This window comes from Pedobacter miscanthi (assembly GCF_032678605.1).
Taxonomy (GTDB): domain Bacteria; phylum Bacteroidota; class Bacteroidia; order Sphingobacteriales; family Sphingobacteriaceae; genus Pedobacter; species Pedobacter miscanthi_A.
In genome coordinates this window covers 408,451-424,810 of sequence record NZ_JAVTSU010000001.1, presented here as the reverse complement: position 1 = coordinate 424,810, position 16,360 = coordinate 408,451, and the positions used below count along the sequence as shown (strand labels likewise).

11 protein-coding genes are annotated in these 16,360 nt (G+C 40.7%); 1 reads left to right on the top strand and 10 read right to left on the bottom strand.

Annotated elements, in window-relative coordinates; all coding sequences use genetic code 11:
• Nucleotides 1–12: 12 nt before the first annotated feature.
• The 4 genes from R2R28_RS01525 to R2R28_RS01510 form a co-directional block, all read right to left on the bottom strand.
• Complete coding sequence (locus tag R2R28_RS01525; RefSeq protein ID WP_316823941.1) at nucleotides 13–780, bottom strand: response regulator; 768 nt, start codon at nucleotides 778–780, stop codon at nucleotides 13–15.
• 195 nt (nucleotides 781–975) lie between these two features.
• Nucleotides 976–2,688 carry a RagB/SusD family nutrient uptake outer membrane protein gene (locus R2R28_RS01520; RefSeq protein WP_316823940.1) on the bottom strand — a complete coding sequence of 571 codons (1,713 nt, stop codon included), beginning with the start codon at nucleotides 2,686–2,688 and terminating at the stop codon, nucleotides 976–978.
• Nucleotides 2,689–2,701: 13 nt separating this feature from the next.
• Nucleotides 2,702–6,040: a TonB-dependent receptor gene (locus R2R28_RS01515; protein ID WP_316823939.1), complete on the bottom strand. Its 3,339-nt coding sequence runs from the start codon at nucleotides 6,038–6,040 to the stop codon at nucleotides 2,702–2,704.
• Between the two features lie 238 nt (nucleotides 6,041–6,278).
• Nucleotides 6,279–7,325 (bottom strand): FecR family protein, encoded by a 1,047-nt coding sequence (locus R2R28_RS01510; protein WP_316823938.1) that lies wholly within the window; start codon nucleotides 7,323–7,325, stop codon nucleotides 6,279–6,281.
• Nucleotides 7,326–7,548: 223 nt separating this feature from the next.
• Between R2R28_RS01510 and R2R28_RS01505 the strand changes: the two genes are divergently transcribed.
• Nucleotides 7,549–8,136, top strand: coding sequence for an RNA polymerase sigma-70 factor (locus R2R28_RS01505; RefSeq protein WP_316823937.1), 588 nt, complete (start codon nucleotides 7,549–7,551; stop codon nucleotides 8,134–8,136).
• Between the two features lie 195 nt (nucleotides 8,137–8,331).
• Here the strand turns inward: R2R28_RS01505 and R2R28_RS01500 are convergent, their stop codons facing one another.
• From R2R28_RS01500 to R2R28_RS01475, 6 genes are read right to left on the bottom strand one after another with little or no spacing between them, the layout of a single operon-like run.
• Entirely contained in the window at nucleotides 8,332–9,204 is an 873-nt protein-coding gene (locus R2R28_RS01500; RefSeq protein WP_316823936.1) for a PKD domain-containing protein, read from the bottom strand.
• A gap of 43 nt (nucleotides 9,205–9,247) precedes the next feature.
• Nucleotides 9,248–10,699, bottom strand: coding sequence for a PA14 domain-containing protein (locus R2R28_RS01495; protein ID WP_316823935.1), 1,452 nt, complete (start codon nucleotides 10,697–10,699; stop codon nucleotides 9,248–9,250).
• A gap of 9 nt (nucleotides 10,700–10,708) precedes the next feature.
• Nucleotides 10,709–12,424 (bottom strand): DUF4983 domain-containing protein, encoded by a 1,716-nt coding sequence (locus R2R28_RS01490; RefSeq protein ID WP_316823934.1) that lies wholly within the window; start codon nucleotides 12,422–12,424, stop codon nucleotides 10,709–10,711.
• Nucleotides 12,425–12,428: 4 nt separating this feature from the next.
• Nucleotides 12,429–14,063, bottom strand: a complete 1,635-nt coding sequence (locus R2R28_RS01485) for a DUF5008 domain-containing protein (protein WP_316823933.1) — start codon at nucleotides 14,061–14,063, stop codon at nucleotides 12,429–12,431.
• A gap of 24 nt (nucleotides 14,064–14,087) precedes the next feature.
• Entirely contained in the window at nucleotides 14,088–14,813 is a 726-nt protein-coding gene (locus tag R2R28_RS01480) for a hypothetical protein (protein WP_316823932.1), read from the bottom strand.
• 26 nt (nucleotides 14,814–14,839) lie between these two features.
• A complete protein-coding gene (locus R2R28_RS01475; protein ID WP_316823931.1) occupies nucleotides 14,840–16,360 on the bottom strand; it encodes a RagB/SusD family nutrient uptake outer membrane protein in 1,521 nt (506 codons plus the stop codon).

Genomic DNA, 16,360 nt, shown 5'->3' with positions numbered 1-16,360 from the left:
TCAAAAACAAGGTCAGTTGGTTTTTCTAATTGCCTGGATATACTGCAAAGGTGGCTTGCCATATTCTTTTTTAAATGCCCTTGAAAAATTGGAACTGCTCTGGAAACCGATCATATTGACCACTTCATTAACGGATAAATCTTTATCTACCATCAGCTGAACAGCTTTTTTTAGCCTGAACCGGCGGATTAATTCGCCAACGGAATGATCGGAGCTCAGTTTCACTATTTGATAAAGTTTACTCCGGCTCACCCCTAAATTTTTGCATATAAAATCTACATCAAGGGCGGGATCTTCAATATTTTCTTCGATCAGGTCTTGCAACTTCTGATGGAAGGCTTTTTCATTTTTAACCGGAACGGGCTGCGGCTTGCCAAATAGGTAACCTCCGGTATATTTATGTTTAAGTTTCATATCCCGCGCAAAGATATTCCGTATGGTAACCAACAATAGATCAATGCTCAACGGACGCGAAAAGTAATGGTCCGCTCCAGATTCCATGCCTTGCATTTTGAGCGAAGGCTCATCATATGCAGACATAATGATAAAGGGAATATGTGTGGTTTCCATCTGCCTTTTCATAATCTTGCAAAATTCAATGCCATCCATGTCGCGGATTGCAATATCACTGATGATCAGATCTGGTATGGTTTCGCTGGCCATCAAAATTGCAGAACGGCCCTCACTAACTTCATTTACGTGGTAATATTTTTCAAGCCTCGGCCTTAACGATTGCCGGAGCTGCCGGTTGTCCTCAACAAGGAGAATGTGGTTTTTCATACAAATTCCGGTTTAAAGTTGCAGCATGGCAATGCCCTATCTGCAACGGATCAGATGAATAATGAGTGATGGAACTCCATCACCGTTAATTTTTAATAGAATTAAACTTTATCAACAATAAATTCCATCCAAGCAACACGATTGGATTTATGAGAAGATGGTAAAGCATTTCACTTTACCATCTATTATCAAATTTTATTGCCAACCCGGATTTTGGGGATAAGGGGCACCTGTGCTCACCGCATCAATCTGTGATTGCGGAATTGGCCTCAGAATGTGTTTGGCTTGTATTGCGGTACCCGCCTCTGTATTATATAATTTCACTCTATCGATCAGTTTACCGGTTCTTACCAAATCAAACCATCTCATATTCTCACCACAAAGCTCTCTCGACCGTTCTTCTAAAATAAAGTCAAGAGAAACATCACTTGCCTGAATATCCATCGCAGTCTTATTTGCCTGGTTCGCGGCAGCTCTTTCCCTTACCGTATTGATTAGGGTAACTGCTCTAGGTGTTTGTCCAGACATAAATGCTGCCTCAGCAGCAATAAGATAGGTTTCGGCCAAACGATAAACAATTACGGGCCTAATAGATACCACATCGGGCGTTGTCCGCTTCGAATCGAAATATTTGGTAAGTGTTGGAGCCAATGTATTATCATATTTACGCGGAGGAATCACCAGATACCGTGTGGCCGCAATTTTAGCATCAGTAACATCTACACCCGGCATATAAATGGCGGTATCCCCTGCTTTAAATTTAGCCTGACCAACAATAGCATTTGCAGGCGCACCCGCAGGAAGTGGATTCGGCCATAGCGGATAGCCTGAAGCAGCGGGATTGTTTGCAATCCAAACCGTTTGGAAACTTTTGTTATATCTTGAGTCATTAACCCTTTCCTTAAAAGCGGTATTCAGTAACCAGTTTGTAGGTACGGCGCGATTGAAAGGCCTTCCGTAAAAAACATCGCGCACCATTCCAGGTTTTCTTTCGTAATAACCAATAAACAAGTGGTTTAACATATTATCCCCTGTTGCACCACTAGGTGCACCAGGACCATTATAAGCAAGATTAGAAGTATGTTGTACCGAAAAAAGCACTTCACTATTATCTTCATTTCCCTCGGCAAATACTCTGGCAAAATCGGCCTGTAAGCTTAATCCAATAGTGGATGCTGTAGTGATCAGCTCATTCGCAATAGTATACGCATCCTGATAGTCGCTAGCTTGCTTTGCAGATGAACCTGCTCTGGTTAAATAAATCTTTGCCAATAGGTGTTTCGCTGCAGCAGCTGTGGCTTTTCCAGGCAAAACGGTCGCACTGATTTTTGGGCTCGCAGGCAGTACAGGAATAGCATCCTTTAAATCCTGGATCATAAAAGCATAAACATCTGCCATTGGTGCGCGAGAAGCTGATGTGCTGCCAACCGTTTCGAAGTTTTTAAGCAGGGTAACATCTCCAAAAGATTGTACCAGGTTGAAATAGTAATTGGCTCTTAAAAACTTTGCTTCCGCGATCATCTGTGCCCTGACTGTTGGCACCAGATCCACATTCGGTGCATTATCTATTACTCCGTTACAAGAATTGATAAAGATGTAACAGTTTCTCCAAATGGTATTTACCCTACTTTCCGTTGGTGTAAATGTATAATTGGCTGCGGCTGCATTTGCATCCCCACCTCTAGCAAACTCATCTGTACCAAGGGTGGTCATAAAGAAATAATCCTGGCCGCCCCAAAGGTTACGGGATCCGGCATAAGAGGCATCTAATGCCAACTGTAAACCAGCTGGCGATGTTAAATTTTGAGGAACCAAAATAGCTTTAGGATCTTCAATCAGTTGTTTTTGGCAACTGGTGAATACTGCCATTAATGCCAGTATTGCAACAAATATTTTTATTTTTTTCATAACAGCGTCTAAATTAAAATGAAACATTAAGGCCAAAAAGGAATGATCTCAACGGAGGAGTATCAATTCCGATAGTACCTGCCGATTCAGGATCTAATCCACCTGCTTTCACGTATGGAGAGAAAAGGGTAAAGGGATCTGAAGCTGTAGCATATACCCTAACCGAACGGGCACCAATTTTTTGAATAATTGATGTTGGAAGGTTATATCCTAAACTCATGGTCCTAATTTTCACAAAACTTCCGTCATAATAGCCCAATGTAGAGAGGTAATTAGGCAAACTATTTACCCCAGTTGGATTTGTATTAGGTTTTGGAAATTTATTTTCATTATTGCTAGGTGTCCAGTAATTCACTCTTAAGTTATTGTAAGTACCTGCATAAGTGCTGATACCGTTACCACCTTCAATAGCACTGCTTAGGATGCCACCAATTCTGGCAAAAACCACAACAGTAAAATCAAAACCCTTGTAACCAACTCTCTGTGTCATACCACCCTCCCAATCAGGCTGGCTCGATCCGATAATTTCACGATCATAAGTATCATCGATTTTCCCATCAGGTACTCCGTTAGGACCATTTAGATCAGCTACACGGATTGTACCGATCACAGAAGTTACACCGGTTGTGCTTAAACCAAATTTTGTTGCTGCTGCAATATCTTCAGGTGTATTCTGCCATATTCCCAACCTCCTATAATCATAATACGAATCTACTGGCTGACCGACAAACCATCTGCTACCTATATTTCTTGTTACCCCAGAACCAAGCTCTGTAATTTTCCCCCTATTTAAAAAGAAGTTGTAATCACTTGTCCAGCTAAAATCATTTTTTTCTGCTCCCTGGATATTGACCGTACCGATATGTACTTCAAGACCTCTGTTTTCGCTTTTTCCAATATTTCCAATTGTTGGATTTGGAATACCTGAAGTGATGGGCAGCACCTGTGCTAATAGCAAATCCTTTGTGAATTGTTTATATATCTCTATTGAACCTGAAATGCGGTTATTTAATAGTCCAAAATCTAGTCCAATGTTTGCTGTAGAAGTATATTCCCATGCTAAAGCGGTGTTACCCGCATTTGTTAAATAAGCTCCCGTAACGTTGGCTTGACCATAATTATAGGTAACGGATGACAAATTACCTAATGTTCGGTAGGGATCAATTGCTGTGTTACCCACATTTCCATAACTGGCCCTCAACTTCAAACTGCTCAATGCATTTATGCCTTTCATAAATGATTCATTGCTAATATTCCATGCCAATGCTGCAGAAGGAAATGCGTGGTATTTATTACCTGGAGCCAAACGCGATGAACCGTCAGAACGCAAGGTCAATGTTGCCAGGAATCGATCGCTAAACCCATAGTTCAATCTTCCCATGTAAGAAATGATAGACCATTTTGATTCTGCACCTGAACCAACCAGGTTGGCGCCAAAAGTAGGATTATAATAAGCCAACTCATCAAAAGAAATGTTGGAATTATTAAACTGGTTGCTCTGCACCCGTTGATCCTGCAAGCTGTACAAACCGGTAAAATTAAATTTGTGCTGTCCAAACGTTTTATCATAAGTTAAGATGTTCTCCAGGGTATAATTCACATCGAAACTAGAACGGTTTGAGGAAGTATTTGCACCACCCCTGTTAAAATTGGTTTTTGAAGCATAAAAATTGCCATAATTCTCACTTCTAATTTCGGCACCTGCATTAAACCGGTATTTTAAACCTTTAATAATTTCAGCATCAAAATAAAGGGTTGTAAAAGTTCCAAAACGCTGCCTGTTTTCTACAGCTGCGCCAGGAAGAATATCAGCCAACGGGTTCCATACCTGATTATTACTACCAGGAATGTAATTATTTAACAATCTGCCTTCGGCATCGTAAGGAGCAGCAAGAGGAGATGCACGTAAAGCATATTGCATATTACTAGCATTTTCGCCCTTCCTTAAAGAAAAATTGTTTAGAGAACTCAATCCAATTTTAAATCTTTCGCCTAACTTTTGATCAACGCTCAACTTTACACTATAACGCTCAAATCCCTGACCTTCATAAATACCGGTCTGATTAAAGTAACCAGCCGATAATGCATATTGCGTGGCTTCTGTTCCACCATTAACCGAAAGCTGATGATCGGTCATAATACCTGTTTTGTAAATATAATCCTGCCAATCTGTGCTGCGACCTGTTTTAGCACCTTCGACCTCTTCAGGCGCGAATACGCCATTTGTATAAAATGAAGGATCATCAAGACCAGTATATTTTCCTGGGAAACCATTTATGTTCGCCCATTTTTTATAGTTAATAAATTCCTCGCCACTAAACAACTGAAACTTTTTTGCCACGTCCGTTTCTCCGAAATATGCACTGTAGCTTACAACGGCTTTACCAGTTTTTCCTCTTTTGGTGGTAATTAAAATCACCCCGTTAGCTCCCCTTGAACCGTAAATGGCAGTGGATGAAGCATCTTTTAACACATTTATTGATGCTACATCGTCCTGGTTGATATCATTGATATTACCATTAAAAGGAATTCCGTCTATTACGATTAAAGGTGAATTTGTTGCGCTCAGGGATCTTTGTCCGCGTATCAAAATACTTGGTGTGGCGCCTGGCTTACTATCACCACCGTTTTTACGAATATCTATCCCTGCACCCTGCCCTTGTAATGCAGAAGCAAGATTGGAAGCCGGCACATCTTTGATTGCCTGCTCACTAATTGTGGTAATGGCACCTGTTACGTCAGATTTCTTTCTGGTTCCGTAACCCACAACCACAACCTGGTTGAGTTCATTCTTATCGGTTAATAACTGAACAGACAATTTAGTATCTGCGCTTCCAACTTTAATTTCTTTTGTGATATATCCTACGTAAGAAAAACGGAGGTTGCTATTTGCCGGTACACTAATCTGAAAACTACCATTAACAGCTGTTTGAGTACCCTTATTACCTCCGATTAAACCAATGGAAACTCCACTGATAGGCTCCCCGTTCTGGCTGGTGACCACTCCGGAAATAACAATATCTGCCCTTTCCCCAAGATCCTTATCTGCAGTTCCGGTAGGAACTATGGCAATCAGGTTATTGGGCAGCACTTGATAGGAAAAAGAAGTTCCTTCCAGCAACTGTTTAATCAGGCTTGGTACTTCTCGATCGACCACATTAAGGTCGGTATATATACCTGACGGGATTTTACGTTCGCTGAAAACAAAACGGTAGCTGGTTTTCTTTTCGATCTCAGAAATAATCCGTTTGAAATCAGCAGAAGGGAGATTTAAGGTGACTTTACCTTGCGAATAAACATTCGCTAATACTTGAAAATTGAGAACAAATATTAGCATAATTGCTAATTTCATAATTAAACACAGTTTTTTTAGGCAAAAGGTATTTTGAACACCCAAAGGATGTAAAAAAAATTTCATAATATTACAGAATTAAAGGTGAAATGATCAGGCTTCCGTCCAAAGCAGCCTGGTTAATTAAAACATCTTGTCAGTTACGGGGATTTTATATCCCCGTATTTTTTTCGCTCTCTTTTTTGTCTTTGGTCATTTAGTTGAACTTGGTTTATATGGTTAGAATTTACTGGTGTTATTAATAGATTATAATCTTGTCTTTCAGCACCTTAAAATTGAAATTTTCAGTTAACTGTAAGGCACTCAATACTTCGGTTAGGCTTTCCTTTTCAAAAACTCCTGAGAACCTAAGGTCTTTTAGGTTTAAATTCTGAAACTGGATCTTGGTGCCGTACTGCCTTTCCAGGCTATTCGTCAATGATTCAAAATCTTCATCCTTGAATATCAGTTTGCTTTGCAGCCAAGAGGTTTCAATCACAATATTATCCTTTTTCTGCATGTAAGAAATTGCCGGCAAGGCATTTGGGCTATCTTCAACATCGCTTGTTTCTTTCTTCACTGGATCAGGATACTTTACAACCAGTTTTTCTGTCGGCTTAAGGATTATACGGTCTTTGGGACGATCGGCAAGGGTTACCTGAACGCTTCCATGAATTAAAGTGGTTTCGCTAAATTTATCGTTGCCATATGCTTTTACATTAAATGCGGTTCCGAGCACGCGGATATCCATCTTCCCTGTATGGATTACAAATGGATGTAAGCGGTCTTTTTTTACATCAAAAAAAGCCTCTCCGGTAAGATATACTTCCCTTATAGAATCTTTAAAACTTGCTGGGTACGAAAGTTTACTTGCTGCATTGATGGTAACCCTGGTGCCATCAGAAAGGATCAGTACCCTTTTTTCTCCAGACACAGTTTGCACACTGAGTGCTTTCTTATCTGGAGTAACTGATGAGTACATTTTATAAAGATATACCGAAGAAATAACGAGCAATACTGCAGCGGCTTTCCAGATAATAGGGAACAACCTTTTAGCAAATAATAATTTTCTTTTAGTGTTAAACTCAGGTTCTGTTTCCCTGATTGTGCCGGTGATTTTTTGAAACAGTGCCTGATCATCAGATCTGTTTTCCTGGTCACTTTCCCAGTACATTTTAAAGTTGGCCCGTTGTTTTGCATAGGCAGGATCGTTTTTCACTAAAAGCATCAACTCACGATACTCATCAGATGTGAGTTCGCCCAGCAGCTCTTTGGTGATCAATTCTATAAATTTTTCCTGACTCATGCTTGTTATATTCGGTTGCTTAAAAGGAAGGACAATAAAAAAAGAAAAAGTACTTACAAGAATTATAAAAAAAATAAAAAAAATTAAATGCGTTGAAATTCCTATATTACATCATTAAGTTGCAGGTAAATAAATCACTATCATATCCGAAAATTTAATACATTTGAAACATCCCAAAATAACCAAATATTTAGCCTGAAGCCAAGCGGTTTCACAATACTATATGAAGAACCCAATCACAAAGGAAATGCTTTGGCAGCAATTTGTGGAAGGAAATGATTCAAAGGCATTTGAAGCACTTTTCTTTCAACTGAATTCGCGGCTGATCAAGTTTTGCATTTACTATGTCCATCTAAGGGAAGTGGCGGAAGAGATTGTGTCTGATACATTTGTGAAGTGCTGGCAGAACAGGGAAAATCTTAAGCATATCGAGAACCCTGAGACCTACCTTTTTGTATGTGTCAAAAATCAGGCACTTAATTATAGTAAAAAAATGTCTTCGATCCACCTGGTTCATATTGATGAGCACACTATCGAGCTCATTGATACTGCTAGTCCGGATCTTAAAATGGAAAAGAAAGAATTGTTGTTTAAACTTGACAGCGTTATCGAAACATTGCCCCTTCAATGCAAAATTATCTTTCGTCTAGTTAAAGAAGACGGCATGAAATGTAAGGAAGTTGCCGATATTCTTTCTCTATCTGTACGTACCGTACATACTCAGTTATTCCGCGCTATGGGAAAATTGAGCCTTTTAATGCGCGAATACGACCGCTCGGTTAAGAAAGAAGAAGATACAAAATACCACTAGATTTAAGCTTACTGTCGATTATCCAGCTCTTATTTTTCTGAAATAATTGGAATAGAAAAAGCCCCCTTTATTTTTAGGAGGCCTTTCATATTTAATGGATGTTTGCCAGATGTATGGACGATTTGATTTTGTGCGACACGCCAGCTCTAATTTTAACTTTATTCACCTCCTGGGTAAGAGGCAGGTTTTAACAAATTACTTTTTAGGTTGCGGTGCATTTAATGCCCATTCTGCAATCTGGCACATCACATCATCCCATTGCCTGTTCATTACCAAACGATAAAACTTATAAGGGGTTTCGTTCACAAAACGGAATATCTTTTGGTTTTTACGGCCAACTGATCCCACAGGCCACTGAATGTCCTCTCTCTGGTCAAGCACTACCCAATCGGCAGCATTATTGGAACCAACATTTGACCCCTCAACGCGCCATTTCCTTAAATCACGCCCTGGAAGATCATTCGCTGAAATAATGGTATACGTATTCGCGGCTACAGGTGTATTCAACTCAAATTTCGCCCATACATTGTTATCCGAATTTCCAGGCCAGGTAAAGCAAAATTTGGTATCCTTACTTCCATCTGTTAATTTAGGAGAACCTTCTACATCTCCAATTCCTTTAGGATTTTGATGAGACGTGGTCAGAATCCCGTTAATGGTAACGAAATAGTTTTCACCCACTTTCGAAGGATCAAAATTAGGGTCACGGGTATCGATAAGTACCTCTTTTCTCGCCCAGAAACCTTCCGAGTTTCTTGCCGATAACCTGATCTTATAAATCAGGTTATCCTGAAACTGATGTACAACGTCGGTGTCCTGAGAAATTACGCCATCGCCAAATTCCCATAAAAAATGGTTGTAATTTTTTGCCTGGCTCTGGAAACGAAATGTTCTTAAAGTATCAGTTTTTTTAGGGTTTGTGGTATTGATCACCTTGCTAAAGGTAAATTCTACGATCGGCTTAGGTACTGGTACAGCTTCTGTCTCTACAGGTGCATCCTTCTTATCGCAGCCAAGCATTACCAATAGTACTGCCACGGTCCATAAATAATTTAATCTGGTTTTCATATCATTTGGTTATGTGATGTAAATAATTATAAAAGTTTGCTAGTTAAGGTGCCGGGTAAAATTGTGTGCGGGGAACAATCTGCTTAGGTAGAAGTCCTGTAACTTCATATTCAAAATAAGCTTCCGCTGTTCCGGTATTTTGGCGGTACCAGATCTCAAAATCGTACATTTTACCTCTTTCCAGCCTTATTTTTGTTATCCTTTGGGTCCGGTTTGGTGTATCATTAAATTCCGTAACGGGATACTGCATTACCCCATTGATGATCAGCATTGCGCCATCATTCCAACGGTCCTGATAAAAAATATAATCTCCACCATGAGGTGCCAAAAACTTACCTTTCCAACGGGCAGACCAGTTATCATTATCCCAGGGAACAAGTGGTACATTGGCAGAGAACGGATTTGCACCAAAAGCAAAATTAATCGTCTGATCAATCCTGGTACGTGTAGCCACACTGGCCGGATCCATTGGTAAATCTTTGTTGCCCCTAAAATATTCTCCCTTAAGACCAGTTCCAATACCTTTCACAAAAGCATTGTTATCCAGATTAATGGTAGGACTAAAGAGCAATATCGCATTATAATTGGTAGGATGTAGGGCATGCATACTCGGTCCGACCAATTTAAGGGCGAGTGCCAGCGTATTGTTGCCGGTGTTTGCATCGAAAACTGTCCAGGGAACGGTGACTGAAAATACAGCAGAAGCCTGATTGGTTTTAAAAGACAATGCGGCCGGCTCCAATCTAACCTCGGTTGTTTTTAATGCTTTCGCATTTTCGAATTCCGATGCTTTTGACGTAATCAACTTTTGCACCGTATCAACATTATTTAAAAGGCCTACAGTGAAAAAACTTGCTGGTACTCCGGCTAAATCTACAGCCATAGAAACTTTTATGCCATCACTGGTAACCGTGTAATCCCCTGCTTGCTCAATCCTCGATGTTTTGCCGCCATATTTGGCAATCGAAAGATAATGGATGTCGGCAAAATTTAATATATCCGCGGTATTCAAAACAACTACAACAGTGGATTTTGAGGGATTTATGTCGTTACCTTTTCCCGCCGAGGTTAGTTTAAATGCTACAGCCACCTTTTTACCGAAATTCCTTTCAATAGCAGAGATTTTTATGCCAAGTTTCACATTTGCCGTTCCTGCACCATATACCACCTCAATGGTGCTCGGATACTCTATTGTAGTTGAGGCCAGCGCTACGGTATTACTAAGGGTGTTGTTAGTAATCAGTTTGTTAATGGTATCTCCAGTACTTTCCAATTGTACCTGAAAAGTTTTGGTAGCGGCGCCCGATAGCGTTATCGTCAGTGGGATCCGAACAAACTCAGACTCCTTTTCTATTTTGGAATAATCTATTTCTTTTACAGAAACTGTTTTTCCCTGATTGGCTGCAAGACTGAAATTTTCCAGTTGATCTTTACATGAGCTTGCTCCAATAGTTATAAGCCCTGCCAATAAAATTTTCTTTAATATTTTCATCATGATTATTTCTTATCTATCAATCCAAACCCTACCATCTAAACCCCACGAACCGAGAACGGGGATACGTAACCAACTAAAAATCTGAGCAGGAATATCAGAATTCTGGGGTACCTGTTTGGCCAAATCTGTTATTGCAGGTGAACACACTAAATCATTAAAATCGATCCATTGGTAAGGCCCAGTCAAAAGGAAATGGTTTTCCCATGGAGAAACATCGGCTATTCGTCCTCCGTTACCATCTGTTACTGGCCAATAACCTACAAGTGAGGAATAATTAGGGTGGTTTTGATCGATATAGGTTTCGCAAACATACCGGCTGATGATATTATCGGGAACGGAACTGCGGAATATCCGGATATCGGATACCTGCACATCTGGTTCGCCTTGTCCACTGCTTGGGATAAAGCCTAACCTTAAGGGATCGATAGATTTAATATCGCCCACATCAGTAATATCCGTTTCGCCATAATAAACACCATCTGTATAAGTGCGCAAGTATTTCTTCCCTGATCTTCTTTCTACCTTAACAGTAAGGGTATTCCATACACCTTTGCCAAGGTTGCCTCCCCTTTGCTGCTTTCTTGGCACATTGCCAAATACAGAGAACTGCCAATAAGTACCTTCAAAAAATATTGCCCAGCCGGCATCAGTCGGCCATTTTGTTGTTTTGGCCAGAATGGCCGGAAATTTATCAAAGGTATACGAACCGTTATTCAACGGATCATTCTTTTTCACCTTTAACTCAATGGTAAAATCTACTGAATCAGGAAAATCATAATAGGTAAAAGCACCATTTGGAACGGAGGCATTAACTCCTGTTGCTCCGCCTTTAAACCTAACAGTTTTCCCTAAGTATCTATTCCCAGTAAATGGCTTACTGATAATCTTCGAATTGTATTTTGGGCTGTAATACAGCACAAAAGTATTTGCGGAAGTATTGCTAAAAATCGTTTTATCATTTTCATTATCCGGAAGGGTAAAAGCACCGCCATTGGTTGATGAAATAACAACCAGCCAATTTTCCAGGGCGAAATCTCTCCTACTTCTTAATGCGGCGATCATTTCGCCGACACTGGAATCAAATTTTTCGATTGCTGCTTTATACGCCGTAGAAGAAAGATCATAGGTAGAGCCCGGCTGGCTTCCAGCTTTATCCACAGCAGAGAAGTGTGCAAAAATAAATGAGGCGGTGTCAGTTTTGAGGTTATTAACCACTTCTATTTTTACCTGATCATCATCAGAAAGTAGTACCTTGGTATCCACTCCGCTTGTTAAATTGTTATTGAGTAATGCTGAGGTAGAAAAAGAGACGATTTTTGCACTCGCTTTATTGTCTTTTACCCTTTTGAATATTACCGGGTACCTGGCAAGGTCGTTGTTTGCAAATGTTTCTGAAAGCACATGGTGTTTTTCCTTTTTTACCCCTGTTAGCATATCTGCCCAGTTATTGGGCTTTGCATATAGGTCTACATCAGCAAGCGACTCCCAGGAATACACTGAATGTGGAAGCAGTGATTTTATGTTCGGGGTGTTGCCTTCCCTTATCGATCTTCCTCGGGCACCATCAACAACAATGTAGAGTACTTTTGGCTTACCAAAAGCTAGCGTAACTGAATCTTTATAATTCTGGTCTTCGAGGATTTTCTCGAAGTTTTTGTTACATGATGAAAAAGTTAGCACCAGTAAAGCAAGGAAACTAACATATAATCCAATAATTCGTTTCATACGGTTATTTTAAAATTGGTATGGTTATTCTTATAATATTATTCACTTCTTTCCCATCGAAGCGGTTAAACTGTCCCATTAAAAGCAGCGTCCTTATTCCAGTATCATTTTTACCTTCTATTGCATCGGAAAGACTGCCTGAAAATATCCCTGTGGCGTTGTAGCCTGCAGCGAGCTCCCCATTTGGCTGAAGTATCATAAACCTTGAGCGGGAAATGCCATTATAATTGTTAAATCCACCGCTTACCACAATCAGTCCATCCGGGCCAAGCTGCTTGGCAAAACTTGCATAGCCGCCGCCAATCGCTTTAGCTGTGAAGCTCTTATCAGGTGACCCGTCTAAATTTATCAAAGCAATACCTGCTGAAGGATGTCCGTTGTAGGAAGTAAAACTTCCGGTAATGATGTATTTCTGGAGTAACTCGTTATAGGTAAGTGAAGTTATCCCATTCCTTGCACCAATTCCTGTCCCAGTTCCAGGGTTAAAACTTGGGTCTATTGTACCATCTGAATTAAGGCGGATAATATTAGGTGACGTGCCACCATCAAATTTTGAAAAGGTACCATAAATAACCAGCTTGTTTGCGTTGGCCCCCTCAGCATGCATGAAGGAATTGATATTGCCATTTGCCCCCGGCAGACCAGTATTCGCTGCTAGGTCAAACCGATAAGTTTTATCCAAAGATCCATCTGCATTCATTCTTAGAATCTGCCTGGCTTCAGTACTATCGAGAATAACAGTATCCAGTTCCATTAAGCGGTTGGGCTTATCATACTGCCGCTTAACATGGTACCTAAAATTTCCAGTGGCAATAATTTTCCCATCCACCGTATAGATTTTACTGATATAACTATCGGTTCCACCATTAAACCTGGGGAAATATTTGATGGTATCGGTTTGGTCAGGTCTTCTAAAAGTATGGATGCCCATGGTATCTATGGTTCCATTTACGTTTAGGCTGGTGATATTGCTGATATTATTATTCCGTTGGGCATAGCCGCTAAAACCTCCTGAAATAATAAATTTGCCTCCAATTTCCACCACCCTGCTCAAGCCACCGTTTGCTGCCCTTCCCGACCTGAACGTACGATCAAGCAATCCATCCTGAGCCGTCATAACAATCCTGTTTAAGGGACTGATTGATCCTTTATCGTCGTAATTGGTAAATGAACCAACAATCAGTTGTCTGCCATCTGCCAAACGGTACACTTGGTTTACTGCGCCATTTGCCCCCTTCGTTGCCAAAAAACCGGGATCAATGGCGATCGAACCATCGACTTTAAAATTTGGACCGAACACCATCTGGTCATCAATAAGCAAGGCGGTTAATCCCGAACTTGCAAATGCAGGTACACGAACCTTTATATCCGTTTCGGTTACTTTAATGATTTCGGCCTCAATTCCATTAAAAAGAAACTTCACGCTGCCTTCAAATGGTTTTAAGCCTGTTACCGGGACTGTAACTTCGCTACCTGGCGATCCATTTGCCGGTACAGGTACCGCCTCAAGGGGAATATTAACACCTATGGGTGAAGTCCCCCCGGTATAGGGATCTTCAAAACCTTCGGTTTTTTTGCAGCTCTGAGACAATAATGCGAGGCAGCCGATTAGTATGATAAAGTATTTTTGTATGTTCATATCTTGGTTTTTTAAAGCGGTAAACTAGTTTCTTGAATCTATTACATCGCGGATAAAATCGCCGTTATAACCAAATTCGCGGCGTACGGCCTGCAGCGCATGGACAATCCCATTATTGGGTTTAATATCTGCTGAAGAAACTGCACAGGTTACCCAGTTATCCTCCGGATCGGTGAGATCTGGTATGAAAGAAATATTCAACTGCCTGTATCCGATATATTTAATACCATTTGCATCGGCATAAGTAACACCAATATTAAATACAGATCCATCACGGGCGACATATTTCTGCCCGGGAAAAATCAGTCTTTGGTCAAAGTCAATCTGTGGGTAATCGATCATCCTTTTGGTTCCCTTGAACATATAGCGTTGGATAAATTTCTTCCATATCAATGGATCTACATCAGAAAGCTTTTTAATCGGTTCTCTATTTATGGCCCTCAGCTGAGAATTAACGCCTCCGTTATAAACGGTATCTCCTTTTTGATTGATGTAGGTACCGATAGCAACTTTAATAAACTCATCACTAGGGGCAAAAAATGTAAAAGATTCGTTTTTGAAAGTCTGCTCGAGCCCAGCAAGTTTTATAATCTGCGCTACACTGTCGAACAGCACAGGTTTTGATTCCAGATATTGCAACATATCACCATTAAACTCGGCTTTAGACGTTCCTCCATCAACATAATACTCATCTTGTTTGCACGAGGCAAAAAACAGCAACAGCGCAAGGATAAAAATCAGGTTTTTCATATTTTTTATTTTGATTTTGCGACCGGTTAAACGCCTCCGTTTAGCCAATAGCTGTTTAATACCATATAAGGATTGTTGTTAAGGGCAGACGAGGCGATAGGCCATGTCCAACCACCACGGTTAAACTGATCTAGGTTTAATGGATAGGTCGTCCAGTCAGGGCTTAAGATTCTTTTGGTCCTTACCAGATCAAAATACAATTGACCTTCACCAAACAACTCTCTCGCACGTTCTGCAAAAATGAATTCTTTTAAATCCTGCCCAACGCCGTTATAAGGTTCTGCATTTGCGCGCCCCCTAACCATGGCCAGCATTTTTAGGGCCTCAGCGTTTTCGCCAAGTTCGGCAAGCGCTTCCGCACGCAACAGTATTGCGTCAGCATACCTGAATATCAGTACGGCATTATCCGGCGTAGTCGCATCAGAACCCACCTGGCTATACACGTTCTGAGCATATTTGATCAGCATGAAGTTTCCCTCATTGGCATATATGTTCTGGAACCATTCGGTTTTCCTATCATCGCTAACTGTTTCGGGAAAGATTTTACGCATGTAAGGCGCTCTGTAATAGGCAGAACTCAGTACCCACTGGTAATAGGGCTTTTTAAAAGGATAGTGAAGAAACATATCGGCAACCGAAGCCTGTGGATTACTGGCCTCACTATAATTAATCGATCTGTAAAATTCGAATAGGCTTTCGCGGCTCCTTCCTTTGATAACTGTTTCCCATTGATTGATAGGCAGCAGTGTAAATGCATTACTGGCCACCAGCTCGCCTCCAAGTTTGGCTACAGCCTGATAATATTTCCCGTTATCGGTATCAAACCCTGCATTCCACATATTCATATGCATCAGTAATGCAACAGCACTTCCCCTACCTGCCCTTACACCAATTTTTGTCGGATCATCATACGTCCACGGAAGACCATCTTTGTACATGCTCATATCGGCAATGCACCTATTCAAAACAGACACCATGTTTTCACGTGCCAAAGGTTCGATGTGAAAAGGATCATTATAATAGGGAACATCGCCAAAAAGCCTAACCATAACGAAATAAGCGTAACAGCGCGCAAAAGCGGCCTCTCCCAAAAACTGTTTTTTCTGTGTTTCTGATACTCCTGGTACCCCCTCGTTCAGCCTTGATATCAATATTCCTGCGCCCTGAATTACCTGAAAGTAATTTTTCCAATTGGTGATCCTGGAAAGATTATAATTGTCCCATGCGGTACCCGTTTGCAAGGCATCAAGCAACTTATTCTGGGCAAGAAGGTCGATAAATACCTTTGCAGGAGCGTTAACTGCTGCAAAAGGTTCTGATTTAACCTGACCTGAGCGGTATTCACCCACCGATCCTAAAAAATGAGTTTCATCAACCTTGTTAAACAGCATTAACGAGAGGTTGTTGATATTGGCCTCTACATCCGCAGCCGACTTGAAAAAATTATTTCCGGTAAGCTTGTCGATTGGCTCAACATCTAAAAAATCTTTACAGCTGCTGAAGGTCAGAACAGAGACTGTTGCTATATAAATAAAAATCTTTTTCAT

What these genes read in the sequence shown, in the direction of transcription:
- R2R28_RS01525 (WP_316823941.1), bottom strand. Translation starts at nt 780, where the DNA reads ATGAAAAACCACATTCTCCTTGTTGAGGACAACCGGCAGCTCCGGCAA.
- R2R28_RS01520 (WP_316823940.1), bottom strand. Translation starts at nt 2,688, where the DNA reads ATGAAAAAAATAAAAATATTTGTTGCAATACTGGCATTAATGGCAGTA.
- R2R28_RS01515 (WP_316823939.1), bottom strand. Translation starts at nt 6,040, where the DNA reads ATGAAATTAGCAATTATGCTAATATTTGTTCTCAATTTTCAAGTATTA.
- R2R28_RS01510 (WP_316823938.1), bottom strand. Translation starts at nt 7,325, where the DNA reads ATGAGTCAGGAAAAATTTATAGAATTGATCACCAAAGAGCTGCTGGGC.
- R2R28_RS01505 (WP_316823937.1), top strand. Translation starts at nt 7,549, where the DNA reads ATGAAGAACCCAATCACAAAGGAAATGCTTTGGCAGCAATTTGTGGAA.
- R2R28_RS01500 (WP_316823936.1), bottom strand. Translation starts at nt 9,204, where the DNA reads ATGAAAACCAGATTAAATTATTTATGGACCGTGGCAGTACTATTGGTA.
- R2R28_RS01495 (WP_316823935.1), bottom strand. Translation starts at nt 10,699, where the DNA reads ATGATGAAAATATTAAAGAAAATTTTATTGGCAGGGCTTATAACTATT.
- R2R28_RS01490 (WP_316823934.1), bottom strand. Translation starts at nt 12,424, where the DNA reads ATGAAACGAATTATTGGATTATATGTTAGTTTCCTTGCTTTACTGGTG.
- R2R28_RS01485 (WP_316823933.1), bottom strand. Translation starts at nt 14,063, where the DNA reads ATGAACATACAAAAATACTTTATCATACTAATCGGCTGCCTCGCATTA.
- R2R28_RS01480 (WP_316823932.1), bottom strand. Translation starts at nt 14,813, where the DNA reads ATGAAAAACCTGATTTTTATCCTTGCGCTGTTGCTGTTTTTTGCCTCG.
- R2R28_RS01475 (WP_316823931.1), bottom strand. Translation starts at nt 16,360, where the DNA reads ATGAAAAAGATTTTTATTTATATAGCAACAGTCTCTGTTCTGACCTTC.